This is a genomic window from Janibacter terrae NBRC 107853 (genome assembly GCF_001591405.1).
In the GTDB taxonomy this organism is placed as follows: domain Bacteria; phylum Actinomycetota; class Actinomycetes; order Actinomycetales; family Dermatophilaceae; genus Janibacter; species Janibacter terrae.
Map to the genome: position 1 here is coordinate 64,435 of NZ_BCUV01000004.1, position 18,140 is coordinate 82,574.

The 18,140-nt window shown below is 71.6% G+C and carries 12 protein-coding genes and 1 tRNA gene; 8 read left to right on the forward strand and 5 right to left on the reverse strand.

Features of this window, described 5'->3' with window-relative positions; translation table 11 throughout:
* The first annotated feature begins 105 nt into the window (after positions 1-105).
* The 5 genes from gltB to JT1_RS04405 all read left to right on the forward strand — a co-directional run bounded on the left by gltB (position 106) and on the right by JT1_RS04405 (position 8,442).
* Entirely contained in the window at positions 106-4,677 is a 4,572-nt protein-coding gene (gltB, locus tag JT1_RS04385; RefSeq protein ID WP_169701843.1) for a glutamate synthase large subunit, read from the forward strand.
* Entirely contained in the window at positions 4,670-6,127 is a 1,458-nt protein-coding gene (locus tag JT1_RS04390) for a glutamate synthase subunit beta (protein ID WP_068323669.1), read from the forward strand. Before gltB ends, JT1_RS04390 begins: the two co-directional genes overlap by 8 nt.
* A gap of 75 nt (positions 6,128-6,202) precedes the next feature.
* Positions 6,203-7,687 carry a pyruvate kinase gene (gene pyk, locus JT1_RS04395; protein ID WP_068323671.1) on the forward strand — a complete coding sequence of 495 codons (1,485 nt, stop codon included), beginning with the start codon at positions 6,203-6,205 and terminating at the stop codon, positions 7,685-7,687.
* 42 nt (positions 7,688-7,729) lie between these two features.
* Positions 7,730-7,815: transfer RNA gene (locus JT1_RS04400), tRNA-Leu, on the forward strand.
* A gap of 24 nt (positions 7,816-7,839) precedes the next feature.
* Positions 7,840-8,442 carry an ANTAR domain-containing response regulator gene (locus tag JT1_RS04405; protein WP_068323674.1) on the forward strand — a complete coding sequence of 201 codons (603 nt, stop codon included), beginning with the start codon at positions 7,840-7,842 and terminating at the stop codon, positions 8,440-8,442.
* 21 nt (positions 8,443-8,463) lie between these two features.
* Here the strand turns inward: JT1_RS04405 and JT1_RS04410 are convergent, their stop codons facing one another.
* Positions 8,464-9,216: a DUF554 domain-containing protein gene (locus JT1_RS04410; protein ID WP_082807465.1), complete on the reverse strand. Its 753-nt coding sequence runs from the start codon at positions 9,214-9,216 to the stop codon at positions 8,464-8,466.
* A gap of 29 nt (positions 9,217-9,245) precedes the next feature.
* The gene (locus tag JT1_RS04415; protein ID WP_068323684.1) at positions 9,246-9,686 is read right to left on the reverse strand and encodes a hotdog fold thioesterase; all 441 of its coding nucleotides are present in this window, start codon (positions 9,684-9,686) and stop codon (positions 9,246-9,248) included.
* An 85-nt stretch (positions 9,687-9,771) separates the two neighbouring features.
* Here JT1_RS04415 and polA point away from each other — a divergent pair, with 85 nt between their 5' ends.
* Positions 9,772-12,441 carry a DNA polymerase I gene (gene polA, locus JT1_RS04420; protein WP_068323926.1) on the forward strand — a complete coding sequence of 890 codons (2,670 nt, stop codon included), beginning with the start codon at positions 9,772-9,774 and terminating at the stop codon, positions 12,439-12,441.
* Between the two features lie 21 nt (positions 12,442-12,462).
* Here polA and JT1_RS04425 read toward each other — a convergent pair whose 3' ends face one another.
* Positions 12,463-13,503 (reverse strand): nucleotidyltransferase family protein, encoded by a 1,041-nt coding sequence (locus JT1_RS04425; RefSeq protein ID WP_255218251.1) that lies wholly within the window; start codon positions 13,501-13,503, stop codon positions 12,463-12,465.
* On the reverse strand, positions 13,452-15,398 hold the full coding sequence (locus JT1_RS04430) for an acyltransferase family protein (protein ID WP_068323693.1): 1,947 nt from the start codon (positions 15,396-15,398) through the stop codon (positions 13,452-13,454). Before JT1_RS04430 ends, JT1_RS04425 begins: the two co-directional genes overlap by 52 nt.
* A gap of 58 nt (positions 15,399-15,456) precedes the next feature.
* Between JT1_RS04430 and JT1_RS04435 the strand changes: the two genes are divergently transcribed.
* Together JT1_RS04435 and JT1_RS04440 are read left to right on the forward strand one after the other, a co-directional pair.
* Positions 15,457-16,023, forward strand: coding sequence for a hypothetical protein (locus JT1_RS04435; RefSeq protein WP_169701845.1), 567 nt, complete (start codon positions 15,457-15,459; stop codon positions 16,021-16,023).
* Positions 16,023-16,859: a class I SAM-dependent methyltransferase gene (locus JT1_RS04440; RefSeq protein WP_068323697.1), complete on the forward strand. Its 837-nt coding sequence runs from the start codon at positions 16,023-16,025 to the stop codon at positions 16,857-16,859. The genes JT1_RS04435 and JT1_RS04440 overlap by 1 nt, the downstream gene beginning before the upstream one ends.
* A gap of 18 nt (positions 16,860-16,877) precedes the next feature.
* On the opposite strand, the gene JT1_RS04445 is transcribed toward JT1_RS04440, so the two are convergent.
* Entirely contained in the window at positions 16,878-18,119 is a 1,242-nt protein-coding gene (locus JT1_RS04445) for an MATE family efflux transporter (protein WP_068323699.1), read from the reverse strand.
* Positions 18,120-18,140 lie beyond the last annotated feature (21 nt).

Below are 18,140 nucleotides of genomic sequence, written 5' to 3' on the forward strand. Positions count from 1 at the left end.
GCTACACTCCGTCTTGCCGTGGCCGACGCCGTCCACGCCCTCTGACCCTGTACCTGTCGTTGTCCCTGACGCGGCAGGTACTTTCGAATCGAGACCCCGAGGACGGTGACCGACGTGACTGACGTGTCCCTCTCCCCCTATGAGCGCTGGTCGGCACTTCCGGCTGACTCCGGCCTCTACCGCCGGGACGCCGAAAAGGACGCCTGCGGTGTCGCCATGGTCGCCACGATGCGCGGCCACGCCGGCCACGACATCGTCGACCACGCACTCCTGGCGCTCACCAACCTCGAGCACCGCGGCGCCACCGGCGCCGACCCGCTCGTCGGTGACGGCGCCGGCATCCTGTGCCAGGTCCCGGACCGCTTCTTCCGCGAGGTCGTCGACTTCGACCTGCCGGAGGCCGGCCACTACGCCGTCGGCGCGGCGTACGTCCCGACCGACCCGTCCGAGCGCGACCAGATGGTCCAGCGCATCGAGGCCATCGTCGCCGAGGAGGGTCTGCGGGTCCTCGGCTGGCGCGAGGTGCCGGTGCGCCGCGACATCGTCGGCCAGATGGCCCGCGACTGCATGCCCGACTTCCACCAGCTCTTCGTCGCCGCACCCGGCGGCGAGGTCTCCGGGCTCACGCTCGAGCGACTGGCCTTCGTGACGCGCAAGCGCGCCGAGCGCGAGACGGGCGTGTACTTCGCGTCGATGTCGGCCCGCACGATCGCCTACAAGGGCATGCTCACCACCGCGCAGCTCGAGCCCTTCTACCCGGACCTCTCGGACGAGCGCTTCGAGACCGAGCTCGCGCTCGTGCACTCGCGCTTCTCGACCAACACCTTCCCGAGCTGGCCGCTCAGCCACCCCTTCCGGTTCATCGCGCACAACGGCGAGATCAACACCGTCAAGGGCAACCGCAACTGGATGCGCGCCCGCGAGTCGCTGCTGTCGAGCGACATCATCCCCGGCGACCTGCAGCGGATCATGCCGATCTGCGCGCCCGAGGCGTCGGACTCCGCCTCCTTCGACGAGGTGCTCGAGCTGCTCCACCTCGGTGGCCGCTCCCTGCCGCACTCGGTGCTGATGATGATCCCCGAGGCGTGGGAGAACCACGCGACGATGCCGCAGGAGCTCAAGGACTTCTACGAGTTCCACTCCATGTTCATGGAGCCCTGGGACGGGCCGGCCTGCGTGACCTTCACCGACGGCCGCCTCGTCGGGGCGGTCCTCGACCGCAACGGCCTGCGCCCGGGCCGCTACTGGGTCACCGACGACGGCCTCGTCGTCCTGGCCTCCGAGTCCGGGGTCCTCGACCTCGAGCCGGAGCACGTCGTGCAGAAGGGCCGGCTCACGCCGGGCCGGATGTTCCTCGTCGACACCGGCGAGGGCCGGATCATCGAGGACGAGGAGATCAAGGGCCGGCTCGCGGCGGAGCACCCCTACGGGGAGTGGCTCGACGAGGGCCGCATCATGCTCGGTGACCTCCCCCCGCGCGAGCACGTCATGCACACGCCGTCCTCCGTCGCGCGGCGCCAGCAGACCTTCGGCTACACGCAGGAGGAGCTGAAGATCCTGCTCACCCCGATGGCTGAGAAGGCCATCGAGGCGCTCGGGTCGATGGGGACCGACACCCCCGTGGCGGTCCTGTCGGAGAAGCCGCGGCTGATCTTCGACTACTTCACCCAGATGTTCGCGCAGGTGACCAACCCGCCCCTCGACGCGATCCGCGAGGAGCTCGTCACGGCGCTCGGCACCGCGATCGGCCCCGAGGGCAATGTGCTGGCCCCCGACCCGGACCACGCCCGCCAGGTCGTCCTGCCCTTCCCGGTCATCGACAACGACGAGCTGGCCAAGATCGTCCACATCGACGCCGACCGGGAGCTGCCGGGCAAGGCGAGCTATGTCGTGCGCGGCCTGTACGACGTCACCGGGGGAGAGGAGGCGCTGCGCGCCGCCCTCACCCGCATCTGCGCCGAGGTCTCCGAGGCGATCGCCGACGGCGCCCGCTTCATCGTCCTGTCCGACCGGGACTCCGGCCGTGACCTCGCGCCGATCCCGTCGCTGCTGCTCACGTCCGCGGTCCACCACCACCTCATCCGGGAGAAGACCCGCACGCAGGTCGGCCTCATCGTCGAGACCGGTGACGTGCGCGAGGTGCACCACGTCGCGCTGCTCATCGGCTACGGCGCCGCCGCTGTCAACCCCTACCTCGCCATGGAGTCCGTCGAGGACATGGTCCGGCGCGAGGTCATCACCGGAGTCGACGAGACGACCGCGGTCCGCAACCTCATCAAGGCCCTCGGCAAGGGCGTGCTCAAGGTGATGTCCAAGATGGGCATCTCCACGGTCGCGTCCTACCGCGGTGCGCAGGTGTTCGAGGCCCTCGGCCTGAGCCAGGAGCTCGTCGACGAGTACTTCACCGGCACCGTCTCCCAGCTCGGGGGCGTCGGCCTCGACGTCATCGCGGCGGAGACGGCCGCGCGCCACGCGACGGCCTACCCGCCCGCCGGGATGCGTCCGCCGCACCGCAAGCTCGAGGTCGGTGGCGAGTACAAGTGGCGTCGCGAGGGCGAGCCGCACCTCTTCGACCCCGAGACGGTCTTCCGCCTCCAGCACTCCACCCGGGCGCGGCGCTACGACATCTTCAAGCAGTACACGCAGCGGGTGGACGAGCAGTCCGAGCGCCTCATGACGCTGCGCGGCCTCTTCGCCCTCGCCGACGGGCAGGAGCGTCCCTCCATCCCGATCGACGAGGTGGAGCCGATCAGCGAGATCGTCAAGCGGTTCTCCACGGGCGCGATGAGCTACGGCTCGATCAGCCAGGAGGCTCACGAGACCCTGGCGATCGCCATGAACCGTCTCGGCGCGCGCTCCAACACCGGTGAGGGCGGCGAGGACCTCGACCGCCTCATGGACCCGGAGCGTCGCAGCTCGATCAAGCAGGTCGCCTCGGGGCGCTTCGGCGTCACGTCGGCCTACCTGACCAACAGCGACGACATCCAGATCAAGATGGCGCAGGGCGCCAAGCCGGGCGAAGGGGGGCAGCTCCCGGGCCCCAAGGTGTACCCGTGGGTGGCGGGCACCCGCCACTCGACCCCGGGCGTGGGCCTGATCAGCCCGCCTCCGCACCACGACATCTACTCGATCGAGGACCTCGCCCAGCTGATCCACGACCTGAAGAACGCGAACCCGCAGGCGCGGGTCCACGTGAAGCTGGTCAGCGAGATCGGGGTCGGCACCGTGGCGGCGGGCGTCAGCAAGGCGCACGCGGACGTCGTCCTGATCTCCGGTCACGACGGGGGCACCGGCGCCTCGCCGCTCACCTCGCTCAAGCACGCGGGTGGTCCCTGGGAGCTCGGCCTCGCCGCGACCCAGCAGACGCTCGTGCTCAACGGACTGCGCGACCGCATCGTCGTGCAGGTCGATGGGCAGATCAAGACCGGTCGCGACGTCATCATCGGCGCGCTGCTCGGTGCCGAGGAGTTCGGCTTCGCGACGGCCCCGCTCGTCGTGAGCGGGTGCATCCTCATGCGGGTCTGCCACCTCGACACCTGCCCGGTCGGCATCGCCACGCAGAACCCCGAGCTGCGCTCGCGCTACTCGGGCCAGCCCGAGTTCGTCGAGACCTTCTTCGAGTACATCGCGCAGGAGGTGCGCGAGCTGCTCGCCGAGCTGGGCTTCCGCACGCTCGACGAGGCCGTCGGCCGGGTCGACCTGCTCGACACCCGCAAGGCGATCGACCACTGGAAGGCCTCCGGGCTCGACCTCGGCCCGATCTTCGCCAGGGTGAGCTCCTTCGACGGGTCCGGGGTGCGGCACTCCCGCGCCCAGGAGCACGGTCTCGAGGCCGCGCTCGACCACCAGCTCATCGAGCTGGCGGCCCCGGCGCTCGAGGGCGGCGAGGCGGTCACCGGCGAGTTCGCCGTCCGCAACGTCAACCGCACGGTCGGCACGATGCTCGGTCACGAGGTGACCAAGCGCCACCCCGAGGGCCTGCCCGAGGGGACGATCGAGCTGACCCTCACCGGCTCGGCCGGCCAGAGCCTGGGCGCCTTCCTGCCCCGGGGCATCACGCTCGACATGGTCGGCGACGCCAACGACTACGTCGGCAAGGGCCTCTCGGGTGGTCGCGTCATCGTGCGCCCGCCGCAGGACGCCCGCTACGTCGCCGAGGACAACGTCATCGCCGGCAACGTCATCGGGTACGGCGCCACGTCGGGCCAGCTCTTCCTGCGCGGGATCGTCGGCGAGCGATTCTGCGTCCGCAACTCCGGCGCGACCGCGGTCGTCGAGGGCGTCGGTGACCACGGCTGCGAGTACATGACCGGTGGCACCGTCCTCGTCCTCGGCCCGACGGGCCGCAACTTCGCTGCCGGCATGTCCGGTGGCAACGCCTTCGTGCTCGACCTCGACGAGTCCCTCGTCAACCGCGAGCTCGTCGACGTCACCCCCCTTCGCACCGGTGACCGCGAGGTCGTGCGCGAGCTGCTGACCCAGCACCTCGAGCACACCGACTCCGCGGTGGCCCGGCGCCTGCTGGACGAGGGCGAGGCCGGTCTCGACCGCTTCTCGCTCGTCCTGCCCCGCGACTACCAGCGCGTCCTCGATGTGCGGGCCGACGCCGAGGCCGAGGGCCTCGACGTCGACGGCCCGGAGGTCTGGGACCGGATCATGGAGGCCTCCCGTGGCTGACCCGCACGGATTCCTGACCACCCGAGAGCGTGAGCTGCCCGCCCGTCGCCCCGTCGACGTGCGCATCCGTGACTGGAAGGAGGTCTACGAGGAGCAGCAGACCGGACAGCTGCAGCGCCAGGCCGGCCGGTGCATGGACTGCGGCATCCCGTTCTGCCACTCGGGCTGCCCCCTCGGCAACCTCATCCCGGAGTGGAACGACCTCGCCTGGCGCGGGGACTGGCACGATGCGATCGAACGCCTGCACGCGACCAACAACTTCCCGGAGTTCACCGGTCGTCTCTGCCCGGCGCCCTGCGAGACCGCGTGCGTGCTCGGCATCAACCAGCCGGCCGTGACGATCAAGCAGATCGAGGTGACGACGATCGAGGAGGCCTTCGGCCGCGGTGACGTCCCGCCGCAGATCCCCGATCGCCTCACCGGCAAGACCATCGCCGTCGTCGGCTCCGGCCCGGCCGGTCTGGCCGCCGCCCAGCAGCTGACGCGGGCGGGCCACACCGTCGCTGTCTACGAGCGCGCCGACGCACCGGGCGGCCTGCTGCGGTACGGCATCCCGGAGTTCAAGATGGAAAAGCGCATCCTCGACCGGCGCCTCCAGCAGATGAGGTCCGAGGGCACCCGCTTCCGCTCCGGCGTCGACATCGGCACCGAGATCACCGGGCAGCAGCTGCGGGACCGCTACGACGCGGTCGTGCTCGCCGTCGGGGCCACCGTGCCGCGCGACCTGCCCGTCCCGGGCCGCGAGCTCGAGGGCGTCGTGCAGGCCATGGACTTCCTGCCGCCGGCCAACCGCGTCGCGCTCGGCGAGGAGGTCGAGGACCAGGTGAGCGCCGAGGGCAAGGACGTCATCATCATCGGTGGCGGTGACACCGGGGCCGACTGCCTCGGCACGTCCATCCGCCAGGGCGCCAGGTCCGTCACGAGCCTCGAGATCATGCCCCGGCCGGGCGAGGACCGACCGCAGGACCAGCCCTGGCCGACCTACCCGATGCTCTTCCGCGTCGCCTCCGCGCACGAGGAGGGCGGTGACCGCGTCTACGCGGTGTCGACGACCGAGATCATCGGTGACGACGAGGGCCGGGTCTCCGGCCTGCGCCTCACCGAGGTCCGCCGCGGCGACCAGGGCTTCGAGCCGGTCGAGGGCACCGAGCGGGTGCTGCCGGCCCAGCTCGTCCTGCTCGCCATGGGCTTCCTCGGTCCGGAGCCGGACGGCGTCGTCGCCCAGCTCGGCCTCGAGACCGACGAGCGGTCGAACATCGTGCGCGGCAAGGACTACCAGACCGCTGTCCCGGGCGTCTTCGTCGCCGGTGACGCCGGGCGTGGCCAGTCGCTCATCGTGTGGGCGATCGCCGAGGGCCGCGCCGCGGCCCACGGGGTCGACCGCTACCTCATGGGCGAGTCGCAGCTGCCGCGCCCGGTCGACCCGACGGACCGTCCGGTCGTCGTCTGAGCCCCGGCCGAGGGCGAAGGGGGTGTGACCGCGACGGTGGTCACACCCCCTTCGTCGTCGGCATAGGGTGGAGACATGCGTCGCGCGAAGATCGTCTCCACCCTCGGCCCGTCGACCTCCAGCCCCGAACGCATCCGTGAGCTCGTCACCGCCGGCATGGACGTCGCCCGGCTCAACCTCTCCCACGGCGAGTACGCGGTGCACGAGGCCAACTACCGCAGCGTCCGCGACGCGAGCGACGCGACCGGCCACGCCGTCGGCGTCCTCGTCGACCTGCAGGGGCCGAAGATCCGCACCGGCCGCTTCGCCGACGGACCGATCCACCTGGCGGCCGGCGACCACTTCACGATCACCACCCGTGACGTACCGGGCGACCACAGGGTCGTCGGGACGACCTACCCCGGCCTGGCCGGGGACGTGGGCGCGGGGGACACGATCCTCGTCGACGACGGCAAGATCACCCTGGCCGTCCACGACGTCGACGAGACCGACGTGCACTGCGTCGTCGTCTACGGTGGCCCGCTGTCGGACAACAAGGGCATCAACCTGCCGGGCGCCGCGGTGAGCGCCCCGGCGCTGTCGGACAAGGACGAGCAGGACCTGCGGTGGGCGCTCGGGCTGCGGGCCGACTACATCGCGCTGAGCTTCGTGCGCTCCGCCGACGACATCAACCGGGTGCACGAGATCATGGACGAGGTCGGCGAGCGACTGCCCGTGATCGCCAAGATCGAGAAGCCGCAGGCGGTCGACGCGCTCGAGGAGATCATCGACGCCTTCGACGGCATCATGGTCGCGCGCGGCGACCTCGGCGTCGAGCTGCCCCTGGAGCAGGTCCCGATCGTGCAGAAGCGTGCGGTGGAGCTGTGCCGGCAGAAGGCCAAGCCGGTCATCGTCGCGACCCAGGTGCTCGAGTCGATGATCGAGAACTCGCGCCCCACCCGGGCGGAGGCCTCGGACGCCGCCAACGCGGTGCTCGACGGTGCCGACGCGCTGATGCTCTCCGGCGAGACCGCGGTGGGCAAGTTCCCCATCGAGGTCGTCAAGACGATGTCCAAGATCATCGAGACGACCGAGGAGGAGGGGCTGAGCCGGATGCGCGACCTCATGGCCCCGCCGACGAGCCAGGGGGGTGTCGTCACGGCCGCGGCCGCCGAGGTCGGCGAGGCCCTGGGGGTGAAGTACCTCATCGCCTTCACCCAGCTCGGTGGCTCGGCCCGTCGCCTCGCCCAGGTCCGCTCGGGCCTGCCGATGCTCGCCTTCTCACCCGTGCAGGACACCCGCTCGCAGCTCTCGCTCGTGTGGGGGATGCAGACCTTCCTCACGCCGCCGGTGACGCACACCGACCAGTACGCCCTCATGGTCGACGAGCAGCTGCTCGACCTCGGCTGGTGCCAGGAGGGCGACCACGTGGTCATCGTCGCTGGGTCCCCGCCCGGCGTCCCCGGCTCCACCAACGCGCTGCGGGTGCACCGCATCGGCGACGCCCGCAACAAGACGGCGGCCGCCTACCGCGACGACGCCGAGACGACGAAGGGCGCACTGCCCGGCGGGATGGGCTGACGCGACACCCCCGAGCGCTCGGTATGCTTGCCGCGCACTCCGGCCGGGGTGGTGGAATGGCAGACACGGAGCACTCAAAATGCTCTGCCCGCAAGGGCGTGCGGGTTCAAGTCCCGCCCTCGGCACCAGACACGACCGATCGATCACGAAGGATGGACATGGCGGACACCGACGGACAGCAGGGCCAGCGGGTGCTGCTCGCGGAGGACGAGGCGCTCATCCGACTCGACCTCGCGGAGATGCTCACCGACGCCGGCTACGAGGTGGTCGGTCAGGCCAGCAACGGCCAGGAGGCCGTCGAGCTCGCCGAGTCCCTGCAGCCGGACCTGATCATCATGGACGTCAAGATGCCCGTGATGGACGGCCTCACCGCCGCCGAGACCATCGGGGAGCGGCGGATCTGCCCGGTCATCATGCTCACCGCCTTTTCGCAGAAGGAGCTCGTCGAGCGGGCCCGCGACGCCGGAGTCATGGCCTACATCGTCAAGCCCTTCACGGTCTCGGACGTCACCCCCGCGATCGAGGTCGCGACCTCCCGCTGGTCCGAGCTGAAGGCCCTCGAGTCCGAGGTCGCCGACCTCGGCGAGCGCCTCGAGACGCGCAAGTCGGTCGAGAAGGCCAAGGGCGTGCTGATGAAGAAGCTGAAGATCACCGAGGCCGAGGCCTTCCGGTGGATCCAGAAGACGGCGATGGACCGCCGCCTCGGCATGCGCGAGGTCGCCGACGCCGTCGTCGCCGGCATGGACAAGTCCTGACCCGACGGGGCGCCCGCCCCTTCAGCCGAGCGCGACGACCAGCTGCGTGAGCAGCGGTGCCAGGACCAGCGCCGGCAGCATGTCCCCGACGGGGATCTGACGGATCTGCAGCAGCCGCAGGGCGATGCCGACGAGCACGAGGCCACCGGTGGCCGTGAGGGCCGCGATGTGCGCCTCCGGCAGCAGGGCGCCGAGGACCACGCCGAGCACGGTGAGCGAGCCCTGGACGACGGCCACGCTCACGGCGGACAGCAGCACGCCCACGCCGAAGGTGGAGGCGAAGGCGAGGGCGGCGAAGCCGTCGAGGACGGACTTGAGGGCCAGCTTGTCGATCCCGCGGCCCAGCCCGTCGTCGAGGCTGCCGAGGATCGTGAGCGGTCCCACGCAGAAGAGCAGGCTGGCCGTGAGCCAGCCCTCGATGAACCGCTCCCTCTCGGCGCCGTCGGTCGGGGAGTGGCCGACCCAGCCCTGCACCCGGCCGGCGAGCGAGCCCAGCCAGCGCTCGACGCCGAGCAGGGACCCGATGACCGACCCGATGAGCAGCGACCCGAGCACGACGAGCACGGGGGCGCTGGACCCCACCGCCGCGGCCAGGTCGGGGGAGAGCACGTCCATCACCGACAGGGCGGCCATGAGCAGGGTCACCAGACCGAGGCAGTCGGTGACGACCGACCGGGTGTGCTCCGGGAGGCGGCCGCCGACGAGCATGCCGAGCCCGGCGCCGACGACGACCGTCAGGACGTTGAGCACCGTCCCCGCGCCGATGAAGTCCACGGGATCCCCCTTCGTCGGTCCGTGGAGCCTCAGACGCCCGGGGGCTGGTCGCGCAGCAGGCAGGTGATCCGGCAGGTGCAGGTGCGACGACCCTCCTCGTCGGTGATGGTGATCTCGTAGCAGGTGGCGGTCCGCCCCAGGCTCACGGGCACGGCCGTGCCCGTGACCCAGCCGCTGGCGACCGCACGGTGGTGGGTGGCGTTGATGTCGAGGCCGACGCAGATCTTGCCCAGCCCGGCGGCGTGGATCGCCGACCCGATCGATCCGAGGGTCTCGGCGAGCACGACGCTGGCCCCCCCGTGGAGGATCCCGTAGGGCTGGGTGTTGCCTTCGACGGGCATGCGGGCCACGACCCGATCGGCCGAGGCCTCGAGGACCTCGATCCCCATCCGCTCGGCGAGGGGGCCGCGGATGCCCCTGAAGTCCTCGGCATCGAGCTGTCCCGGCTGGGGGAGGGAGTCGGTGGTCATGGAGTTCTCCTGGTGGGTCGACGACGTCTGCGGAGCAGCCTGCCACGAGTGAGGGCTGTCCCCCCAAGCGCCTAGGGTGTGGGGCGTGAGTCGACTACTGCTGCTGGATGGACACTCCCTGGCCTACCGGGCCTTCTTCGCCCTCCCCGCGGAGAACTTCTCGACGAGCACGGGACAGCACACCAACGGCGTCTACGGCTTCGTCGCCATGCTGATCAACGTGCTGCGCGACGAGGAGCCCACGCACGTCGCCGTGGCCTTCGACGTCTCGCGGGCGACCTTCCGCAGCGAGGAGTACGCCGAGTACAAGGCCGGTCGCAACGCGACGCCCGACGCCTTCTCGGGGCAGATCCCGCTCCTGCAGGAGGTCCTCGACGCGCTCAACATCGCCCACGTGCAGCTCGAGGGGTTCGAGGCCGACGACATCATCGCCACCCTCGCCACGCAGGGCCGCGAGGCCGGCATGGACGTGCTCATCTGCTCTGGGGACCGCGACACCCTCCAGCTCGTCGACGAGCGCACGACCGTCCTCTACCCGCGCAAGGGCGTCTCCGACCTGGCGCGCATGACGCCGGAGGCGGTGGCCGACAAGTACGGCGTGGGACCCGAGCGCTACAGCGACCTCGCCGCCCTCGTCGGCGAGGCGAGCGACAACCTGCCGGGCGTCCCCGGCGTCGGGCCCAAGACGGCGGCCAAGTGGATCACCGCCCACGGTGACCTGCAGGGGATCGTCGCCCACGTCGACGAGATCCCCGGCAAGGCCGGGCAGTCGCTGCGCGACCACCTCGACCAGGTGCTGCGCAACCGGCGGCTCAACGCCCTCGTGCGGGACGTCGCGCTGCCCCTCGGGGTCGCCGACGTCGAGCGCCGGGAGTGGGACCGGGAGCAGGTCCACACCCTCTTCGACAGCCTCGAGTTCCGCGTCCTGCGCGATCGGCTGTTCGCGACCTTCGACACGGCGCAGACCGAGGTCACCGGCGGCCTCGAGGTCGAGGGCACCGTCCTCGCCGAGGGCCAGGTGGCCGGGTGGCTCGCCGAGCACGCGACCGAGCGCCTCGGCCTCGACGTCGTCGGCGAGTGGGGACGCGGCTCCGGCGAGGTCACCGGGCTCGGCCTGGGCACGGCCGACGGGGTCGGGGCGTACGTCGACGTCTCCGGGCTCGGCCCCGAGGACGAGAGCGCGCTGCGCGCGTGGCTCGCCGACACCGACCGGCCCAAGGTGCTGCACGACGCCAAGGGACCGATGCTGGCCCTCGCCGCCTCCGGGCTGCCGCTCGAGGGCCTGGTCGTCGACACCGCGATCGCCGCCTACCTGGTGCGGCCCGACCAGCGCTCCTACGACCTCGCCGACCTCACCGTCCGCCACCTCGGTCGTGACCTCACGGCTGCGGAGGGGGAGTCCGGGGACCAGGGGATGCTCGACTTCTCCGCCGACGACTCGGAGGTCGGCCGCGGGGCCATGACCCGCGCCGTCGCCGCCGTCGAGCTGGCCACCGTCCTCGCGGGCAAGGTCGAGGAGACCGGGGGCACGCGCCTCATGCGTGAGGTCGAGCTGCCGGTCGTCGACGTGCTCGCCCAGATGGAGCGCGCCGGCATCGCCGTGGACGTCGAGGCCCTCCGGGCGCTGGAGTCGGACTTCGCGGACAAGGTCGCGACCGCCCAGGCCGACGCGTGGGCGGCCATCGGTGACGAGCAGATCAACCTCGGCTCGCCCAAGCAGCTGCAGACCGTGCTCTTCGAGACGCTGGCGCTGCCCAAGACCCGCAAGACCAAGACCGGGTACACGACGGACGCCGACGCCCTGGCCGACCTGTACGCCAAGACGGAGCACCCCTTCCTCGAGGCCCTCCTGCGGCACCGTGATGCGACCCGGCTGCGGGTGACCGTCGAGGGACTGCTCAAGTCCGTGGCGGACGACGGTCGCATCCACACGACCTATCAGCAGACGATCGCGGCCACAGGGCGGCTGTCCTCGACCGACCCCAACCTGCAGAACATCCCGATCCGCACCGAGGAGGGGCGGCGGATCCGCGAGGTCTTCGTCGTCGGCGCCGGCCACGAGTCGCTGATGTCCGCCGACTACAGCCAGATCGAGATGCGGGTCATGGCCCACCTCTCGGGCGACGAGGGCCTCATCGAGGCCTTCCGTACCGGAGAGGACCTGCACCGCTTCGTGGGCGCGCGCGTCTTCGGGGTCGAGCCGCAGGACGTCACCCCCGAGATGCGCAGCAAGGTCAAGGCGATGTCCTACGGGCTCGCCTACGGCCTGAGCGCCTTCGGCCTGTCCAAGCAGCTGGGGATCTCCACGGGGGAGGCCACCGGCCTCATGGAGGAGTACTTCGAGCGGTTCGGTGGGGTGCGGGACTACCTCGAGGAGGTCGTCGACCGGGCCCGGGCGACCGGTTACACCGAGACCATGCTCGGGCGGCGTCGCTACCTGCCCGACCTCACGAGCGACAACCGGCAGCGGCGCCAGATGGCCGAGCGCATGGCGCTCAATGCGCCGATCCAGGGCTCCGCCGCCGACATCATGAAGATGGCGATGCTGCGCGTCGACCGGGCGCTCACGGACGGGGGCCTGTCCTCCCGCGTGCTCCTGCAGGTGCACGACGAGCTGGTCATCGAGATCGTCCCCGGCGAGGCCGACGCGGTGGAGGCACTCGTCCGCGAGCAGATGGGCGCCGCCGTCGACATGGACGTCCCGCTCGACGTCTCCGTCGGGCTGGGCCGCAGCTGGCACGAGGCCGCGCACTAGGACGACGGTCCGGGGGGCGGCTCAGTCGGCGGACCCCCCGGTCCCGAGCGCTGCGTCGACGACCTGCGCCCCGGGTCCGACCCGCGCGTCCCGGCCGATGACGCTGCGGATCACGACCGCCCCGGCTGCGACGGTCGCCCCGGGCAGCACGACGGCCGCCTCGAGGCTGGCCCCGGGCCCGATCGAGGCCCGCGGGTGCACGACCGACCCGCCGGCGACGGTGGAGCTCGGGTCGACGTCGGCGTCTGCCGCGACGAGGGCCCCGTGGGCGTCTGCTCCGTCGCGCAGCAGCCACGAGGGGCCGTCCCCCACCACGAGATCGCGGTTGGCCCGCACCAGGGCGGCCGGCGTGCCGACGTCGAGGAAGTAGGCCTCCTCCCGGTACACGTGCAGGGCGTCACGGGCCGCCAGCGCCGGGAAGACCTCGTGCTCGAGCGAGAGCACACCCGCCGCGAGCACCTCGAGCAGGGCGGCGCGCACGACGTAGGTGCCGGCGTTGACGATCCGTGACGGCGGGTCGGGGGACTTCTCGACGAAGGCGCGGACGCGACGGCCCTCGGTGAGCACGCTGCCGTACGGACGGGCATCGGGCACCTCGCGGACGTGGACCGAGCCGAGGACCTCCGAGGGGGCTGTGCGCAGGGAGGCGACCTGCGCCGCCAGGTCGTGCCCGGTGAGCAGGTCCCCGTTGAGGACGACGACCTCGTCGGCCCCCGGCAGCGCCCGCAGCGCCCCGCGCAGGCCGCCGCCCGTGCCCCGGGCGGTCTCCTCGACGACGGTGGTGAGGTGCACCCCCTTCGCCCGGAGGGCACGGGTCAGGTCGATGAAGTCGTCCGCGCGGTACGACGTCGCGAGGACCACACGGTCCACCCCGACCGCGGACAGGCACGCGACCTGGTGCTCGACGAGCGGGTGGAGACCGACAGGCAGCAGAGGCTTGGGCAGGTCGCGGGTCAGCGGATCCATCCGCCGGCCGAGGCCACCGGCGAGGACGACCGCGTCGAGACGGGCTACGACGGGTCCTCCCCGCGGGAGATCTGCTGCAGCCGGGGAGCCAGCCACCGCCAGAAGATCGGCGCCGACTCGGACGTGAAGTGGATCGAGTCGTCGTACAGGGGCACACCGTTGACCACGTCGTGCACCGTGCCGCCCGGGCAGAGGAGGGAGTGCTGGTCGAGGACCGGGACGTCCTCGCGCTCGGCCCATCCCGCGACGGTGTCGTTGAGCCGCTCGACGTACTCGTCGTCGTTGACCCGGCTGATCTCCTCGCTGCCGAAGGTCGGCATGTCGTGGCAGGCGAGGTTCATCAGCGCGAACTGGCCGCTGCCCGCGGACCTCCTGGCGCGATCGAGCGCGCGCTCGACGAGCTCGACCCACGCGTCGGAGCCGAACTCGACGACCTTGCCGCCGGCGAGCCGGTCGCTGACCATCGTCTGGGCCACGAAGAAGACGACGACATCGGGCTCGTCGGTCGGGACCTGCTTCGTCCACCCGTCGCGCCACTCCTGGCAGCCTGCTTGGTCCGGCTGGCGCGCACCGTCGAAGTAACGCGGGGCGTCCAGGGGGTCGCACCCGACGTTGGTGTGGTCGACGAGACGAAGGTCCGGGTGGTTGGAGGCGCGGAAGTTCTCGATGAGGCTCTTGGGGACCGAGTTGCCGAGGAAGGTCACGGTCGTCATCCGCCCGTCCGGTCGGTAGACCGGCTGGGCGATCGAGACCTCGTCCGCCCCCAGCGGGCTCACGGGGGCCACGGTGCGGGCAGCGGCCGGCAGGGCCAGCGCGCCGATGACGAGCAGGGGGGCGGTGACCCAGGAGGTCACGGTGCCCAGGCGCGGCAGGCGGGGGACGAGCGCCCGGATGCCCTGCTTGCGGATGGGCCGTTCGACGAACCGGTAGCTCAGCCACGAGAGCAGTGCGGTGAGCGACGCCTGGAGGGCCACCCGCACGGGCGTGGGCCACGGGATGACCTGGTCGTTGAGGAAGATGACGATCGGCCAGTGCCACAGGTAGAGGCCGTAGGACACCAGCCCGATGCGGCGCAGCGGCTCCCAGGACAGGACGCGCTGGGCGAGGGAGCTCGAGGGGCTCGTCGCGGCGACCAGCACGATGCAGATGAGCAGGGACAGGACGACGGCCCAGCCCTCGAAGAGGGCGCTCTGGGCACGCCCGGCCCACCAGGAGGCGGAGAGGACGACCGCGAGGGCGGGCAGGGCGAGGCGGCGGCACCAGCGGTCGAGGACGCGCACCCGCTCGCGGTCCACGGCGCCCGGCCCGCCGCTGGTGAAGGCGGCGACGGCGGCGCCGACGAGGAGCTGGTGGGCGCGGGTGTCCGTGCCGTAGTACACGCGGCTCGGGTCGAGCCCCGGGTGGTGCAGGAGCGACATGAGCAGCGCAGAGGCGGCGGCGCCGAGCGCGAGGATGGTCACCAGGGTCGCGCGGCGGCGCACGAGCGCGAGCAGCCCGATGAGCAGGAGCGGGTAGACGAGGTAGAACTGCTCCTCCACGGCGAGGGACCAGGCGTGCCGGACGGGCGAAGGGGAGGCGACCTGACCGAAGTAGGCCTCGTCGCCGAGCACGAAGCGCCAGTTGGCGACGTAGCCGAGCGTGGCGAGGACGTCACCAGCGACATTGCCGGTGCGTCCCGGCAGGGTCAGGAAGGCCGCGGCGAAGAGGACCGCCGCGAGCACGACGAAGAGGGCGGGGAGGAGGCGTCTGGCCCGCGCCATCCAGAAGCCGAGGAGGTCGATCCGACCCCGTCGCCTGCGGTACTCGGCGAGCAGGAGCGCCGTGATGAGGAACCCGGAGATCACGAAGAAGACGTCGACGCCGAACCAGCCTCCGGGCAGCGCTGCCGGCACCATGTGGTACAGGATCACCGAGAGGACGGCGAAGGCCCGCAGGCCGTCGATGGCCGGTCGGTAGGGCAGGGAGGTGTGCGAGTGCGAGGTCGAGGTCATGTCCTGATTCCGGAGGGGGCGCGCCCATTATGCCCAACCCGTGGGTAATATGCGCCGCATGACAGATCACACCGCGGCGATCACTCCCTCCCGGCAGTTCGCCCCTCTGGCGATCATCCTCGGTATCCCCCTGATCTTCGCGGCGATCTACTTCTACACCTCCCCGGTCACGCTCCTCACCGGCGGAGACCAGGGGATCTTCAAGTGCGGGTCCCCGAGCTCGCCCAACACCGACGCCAAGAACGTCTGCGACGACCCGGAGGGCATCCAGCGCAACAAGGCGATCTACAGCGGGCTCTCCGGCGCGACCCTGCTGGGCCTCGGCGTCGTGTGGATGGTCCGGGGGGCCTCGCGCGACGAGGAGGAGTGGGACGACGACGGTCCGCGCCGCGGTGGCGACGACGACATCGACCTGCGCGGCGACGGCCCCCGCGCTCGTCGTGAGCTGCGCTCCGGCGTGGCCGAGCGCCGCCCCCGCCGCGACGAGACCGACGACGAGGTCGGCGACGACAACCGGTCCGCACGCCGCACCAGCCGTCGGTCCGTCCTGCGCGACGACGACTTCGCCGACCCCGAGCCGCGCCGACGCGGCGATGACGACTGGTCCTCGGACGGCTGGCGCTGATGCGGGTCGAGGACTTCCTCGCCGCGGTCGACCAGGCCTTCGAGGGGGACCCGCGGACGAGCGCTCCGACCGACCCGGTCTTCGCCGAGCTGGCAGACAGGGTCAACGGCTACACCTCGGCCAACGAGCTGGCCGTCCTCAACGCCGCAGCGCGGGTTATGCCCGCCGACGAGTGCTACCTCGAGGTCGGCAGCTACAAGGGGCGCTCGATGTGCGCCGCGGTCCAGGGGGTGGAGGGCAAGGCCTTCTACGTCGTGGAGAACTACCTCGAGTTCGGCATGCAGGGCCGGGAGGCCCGCGCCGAGCTGGAGCACAACCTGCGCACCCACGCCGCCCACGCGGACGTGCGCCTCATCGAGGGCAACTGCTTCTCGCTGCTGCGACGGCCGGGCCTCCTGGACCGTCCGGTGGGTGTCTACTTCTACGACGGTGAGCACACCGGCCTGTCGCACTACCTGGCCCTGGGCATCATCGAGCCCTGGCTCGCCGACGAGGCAGTCATCCTCGTCGACGACGCCTCCTACCCGATGGTGCGCGGCGCCCACGAGGAGTACATCCGACGGCACCCGCAGTGGCGGGTCGAGCGCCGCTGGGACGCCGAGGTCAACGGTGACCCGCGCTGGGCCAACGGGCTGCATGCGCTGAGCTTCCGCCGCGACGCGGCGACGGCGCGGGGCACCGACGAGCCGTGGGACGTGCGGTGGCGCCGGCTGGCCTACCTCTCCTCGCTGGGTCCCGGGCAGAAGGCCGCATGGACGGCCATCCACCGCTTCCCCGAGCTGATCCCGCTCGCGAAGAAGCTCTACCCCTCGAAGAAGGCCAGCTCGATCGACTGACCGTGGGCTCGGGCTCGGTCAGGCGACCAGGGCCTCGGCCGGGTCCGCACGGGGGAGGGGGGCATCCCCCTTCGGCGTGGTGAGCAGCCCCACCCCCGCGACGACGGCGGCGGTCCCGCCCACGGCGGCGAGGACCTCGTAGGGCGAGTCGTTGAACCACACGAGGACCAGCAGGCTCTGCACCCCGGCCGCCACCCACACGACGACGGTCAGGACGTGGTGACCGCGCGTCATCCCGGCGAAGAGCCACACCTGGACGACCGCCCACAGGGTGCCGATGATCGCGCTCCAGACGAGCAGCGGCTCCGCGTCGGTGAAGGCGGCGCCTCCCGACAGGGCGACGAGCCGGCCCGGGAGCAGCGCGCAGCCCAGCGCGACGACGGTCCCGATGGCCAGGACCCCGGCGGCGGAGCGGTAGACCGTGGCGCGCACCGCGCCGGGCGACCCCTCCGCGAGCCTCGGCACGATCGCCAGGGCGACGAACTGCGTGCCCCAGAAGACGACCTTGCCGAAGAGCGCGGCCAGGGCGTAGGAGCCGCTGTCGTGGTCGGTGAGCACGCTGCGGGCGAGCATGACGTCGACCGACGAGAGCGCCATGAGGCCGGCGAGCGCGAGGTTGCTGCGCACGAGGTCGCGCAGCAGGCCCCGTGCCGACCTGCCACCGGTGAGCTCGTGCCGGGTGAGCAGGAGCGCGCAGCCGAGGGTCGCGACCGAGGCGAGCAGCGTGGCCGCGAAGACCTCGACGACGTCGAAACCGGCGAGCGTCGCGACCACCGCGGCCACGAGTCGTGATCCTGCGGTCACGAGGTAGACGACCGAGAGCCGGCCGAGCAGGCCCCGTCCGAGGAGGACTCCCTGCAGGGCCCCGGTCAGCGTCATCGGGGGCAGCATGAGGGCCAGCCACACGACCGACCACGCGGTGTCGAGGCGCAGCTGGTGGGCGAGCACGGGGGAGAGGGCGATGGTGACGAGCGCCAGCACGCTGCCGACCGCCAGCGCGGAGCGCAGCCCCGTGACGTGGCGGTCGGTCACGCGGTACCGAGCGCCCTGCCGTCGGGCGACGACGAGCTGGTACGCGCCGGCGGGCAGGGCGAGCAGGACGCCGTAGGTGTTGAGTGCTGAGAAGCCGCCGAAGTCGGCCGGGCCGAGCGTGGACGAGACGAGGGCCACGAAGACGTAGCCCATGACATTGGCCAGTCCCATGGAGGCCCCGAGGACGAGACCGGCGACGGGCAGCGCCCGGCGCGCACGTGACGTCATGGGGGTCCTCGGCGGTCGGTG

Bases quoted from the DNA above. Each gene is read 5' to 3' on its own strand.
- pyk (WP_068323671.1), top strand. From the start codon at position 6,203: ATGCGTCGCGCGAAGATCGTCTCCACCCTCGGCCCGTCGACCTCCAGC.
- JT1_RS04405 (WP_068323674.1), top strand. From the start codon at position 7,840: ATGGACATGGCGGACACCGACGGACAGCAGGGCCAGCGGGTGCTGCTC.
- JT1_RS04415 (WP_068323684.1), bottom strand. From the start codon at position 9,686: ATGACCACCGACTCCCTCCCCCAGCCGGGACAGCTCGATGCCGAGGAC.
- JT1_RS04430 (WP_068323693.1), bottom strand. From the start codon at position 15,398: ATGACCTCGACCTCGCACTCGCACACCTCCCTGCCCTACCGACCGGCC.
- JT1_RS04435 (WP_169701845.1), top strand. From the start codon at position 15,457: ATGACAGATCACACCGCGGCGATCACTCCCTCCCGGCAGTTCGCCCCT.
- JT1_RS04440 (WP_068323697.1), top strand. From the start codon at position 16,023: ATGCGGGTCGAGGACTTCCTCGCCGCGGTCGACCAGGCCTTCGAGGGG.
- JT1_RS04445 (WP_068323699.1), bottom strand. From the start codon at position 18,119: ATGACGTCACGTGCGCGCCGGGCGCTGCCCGTCGCCGGTCTCGTCCTC.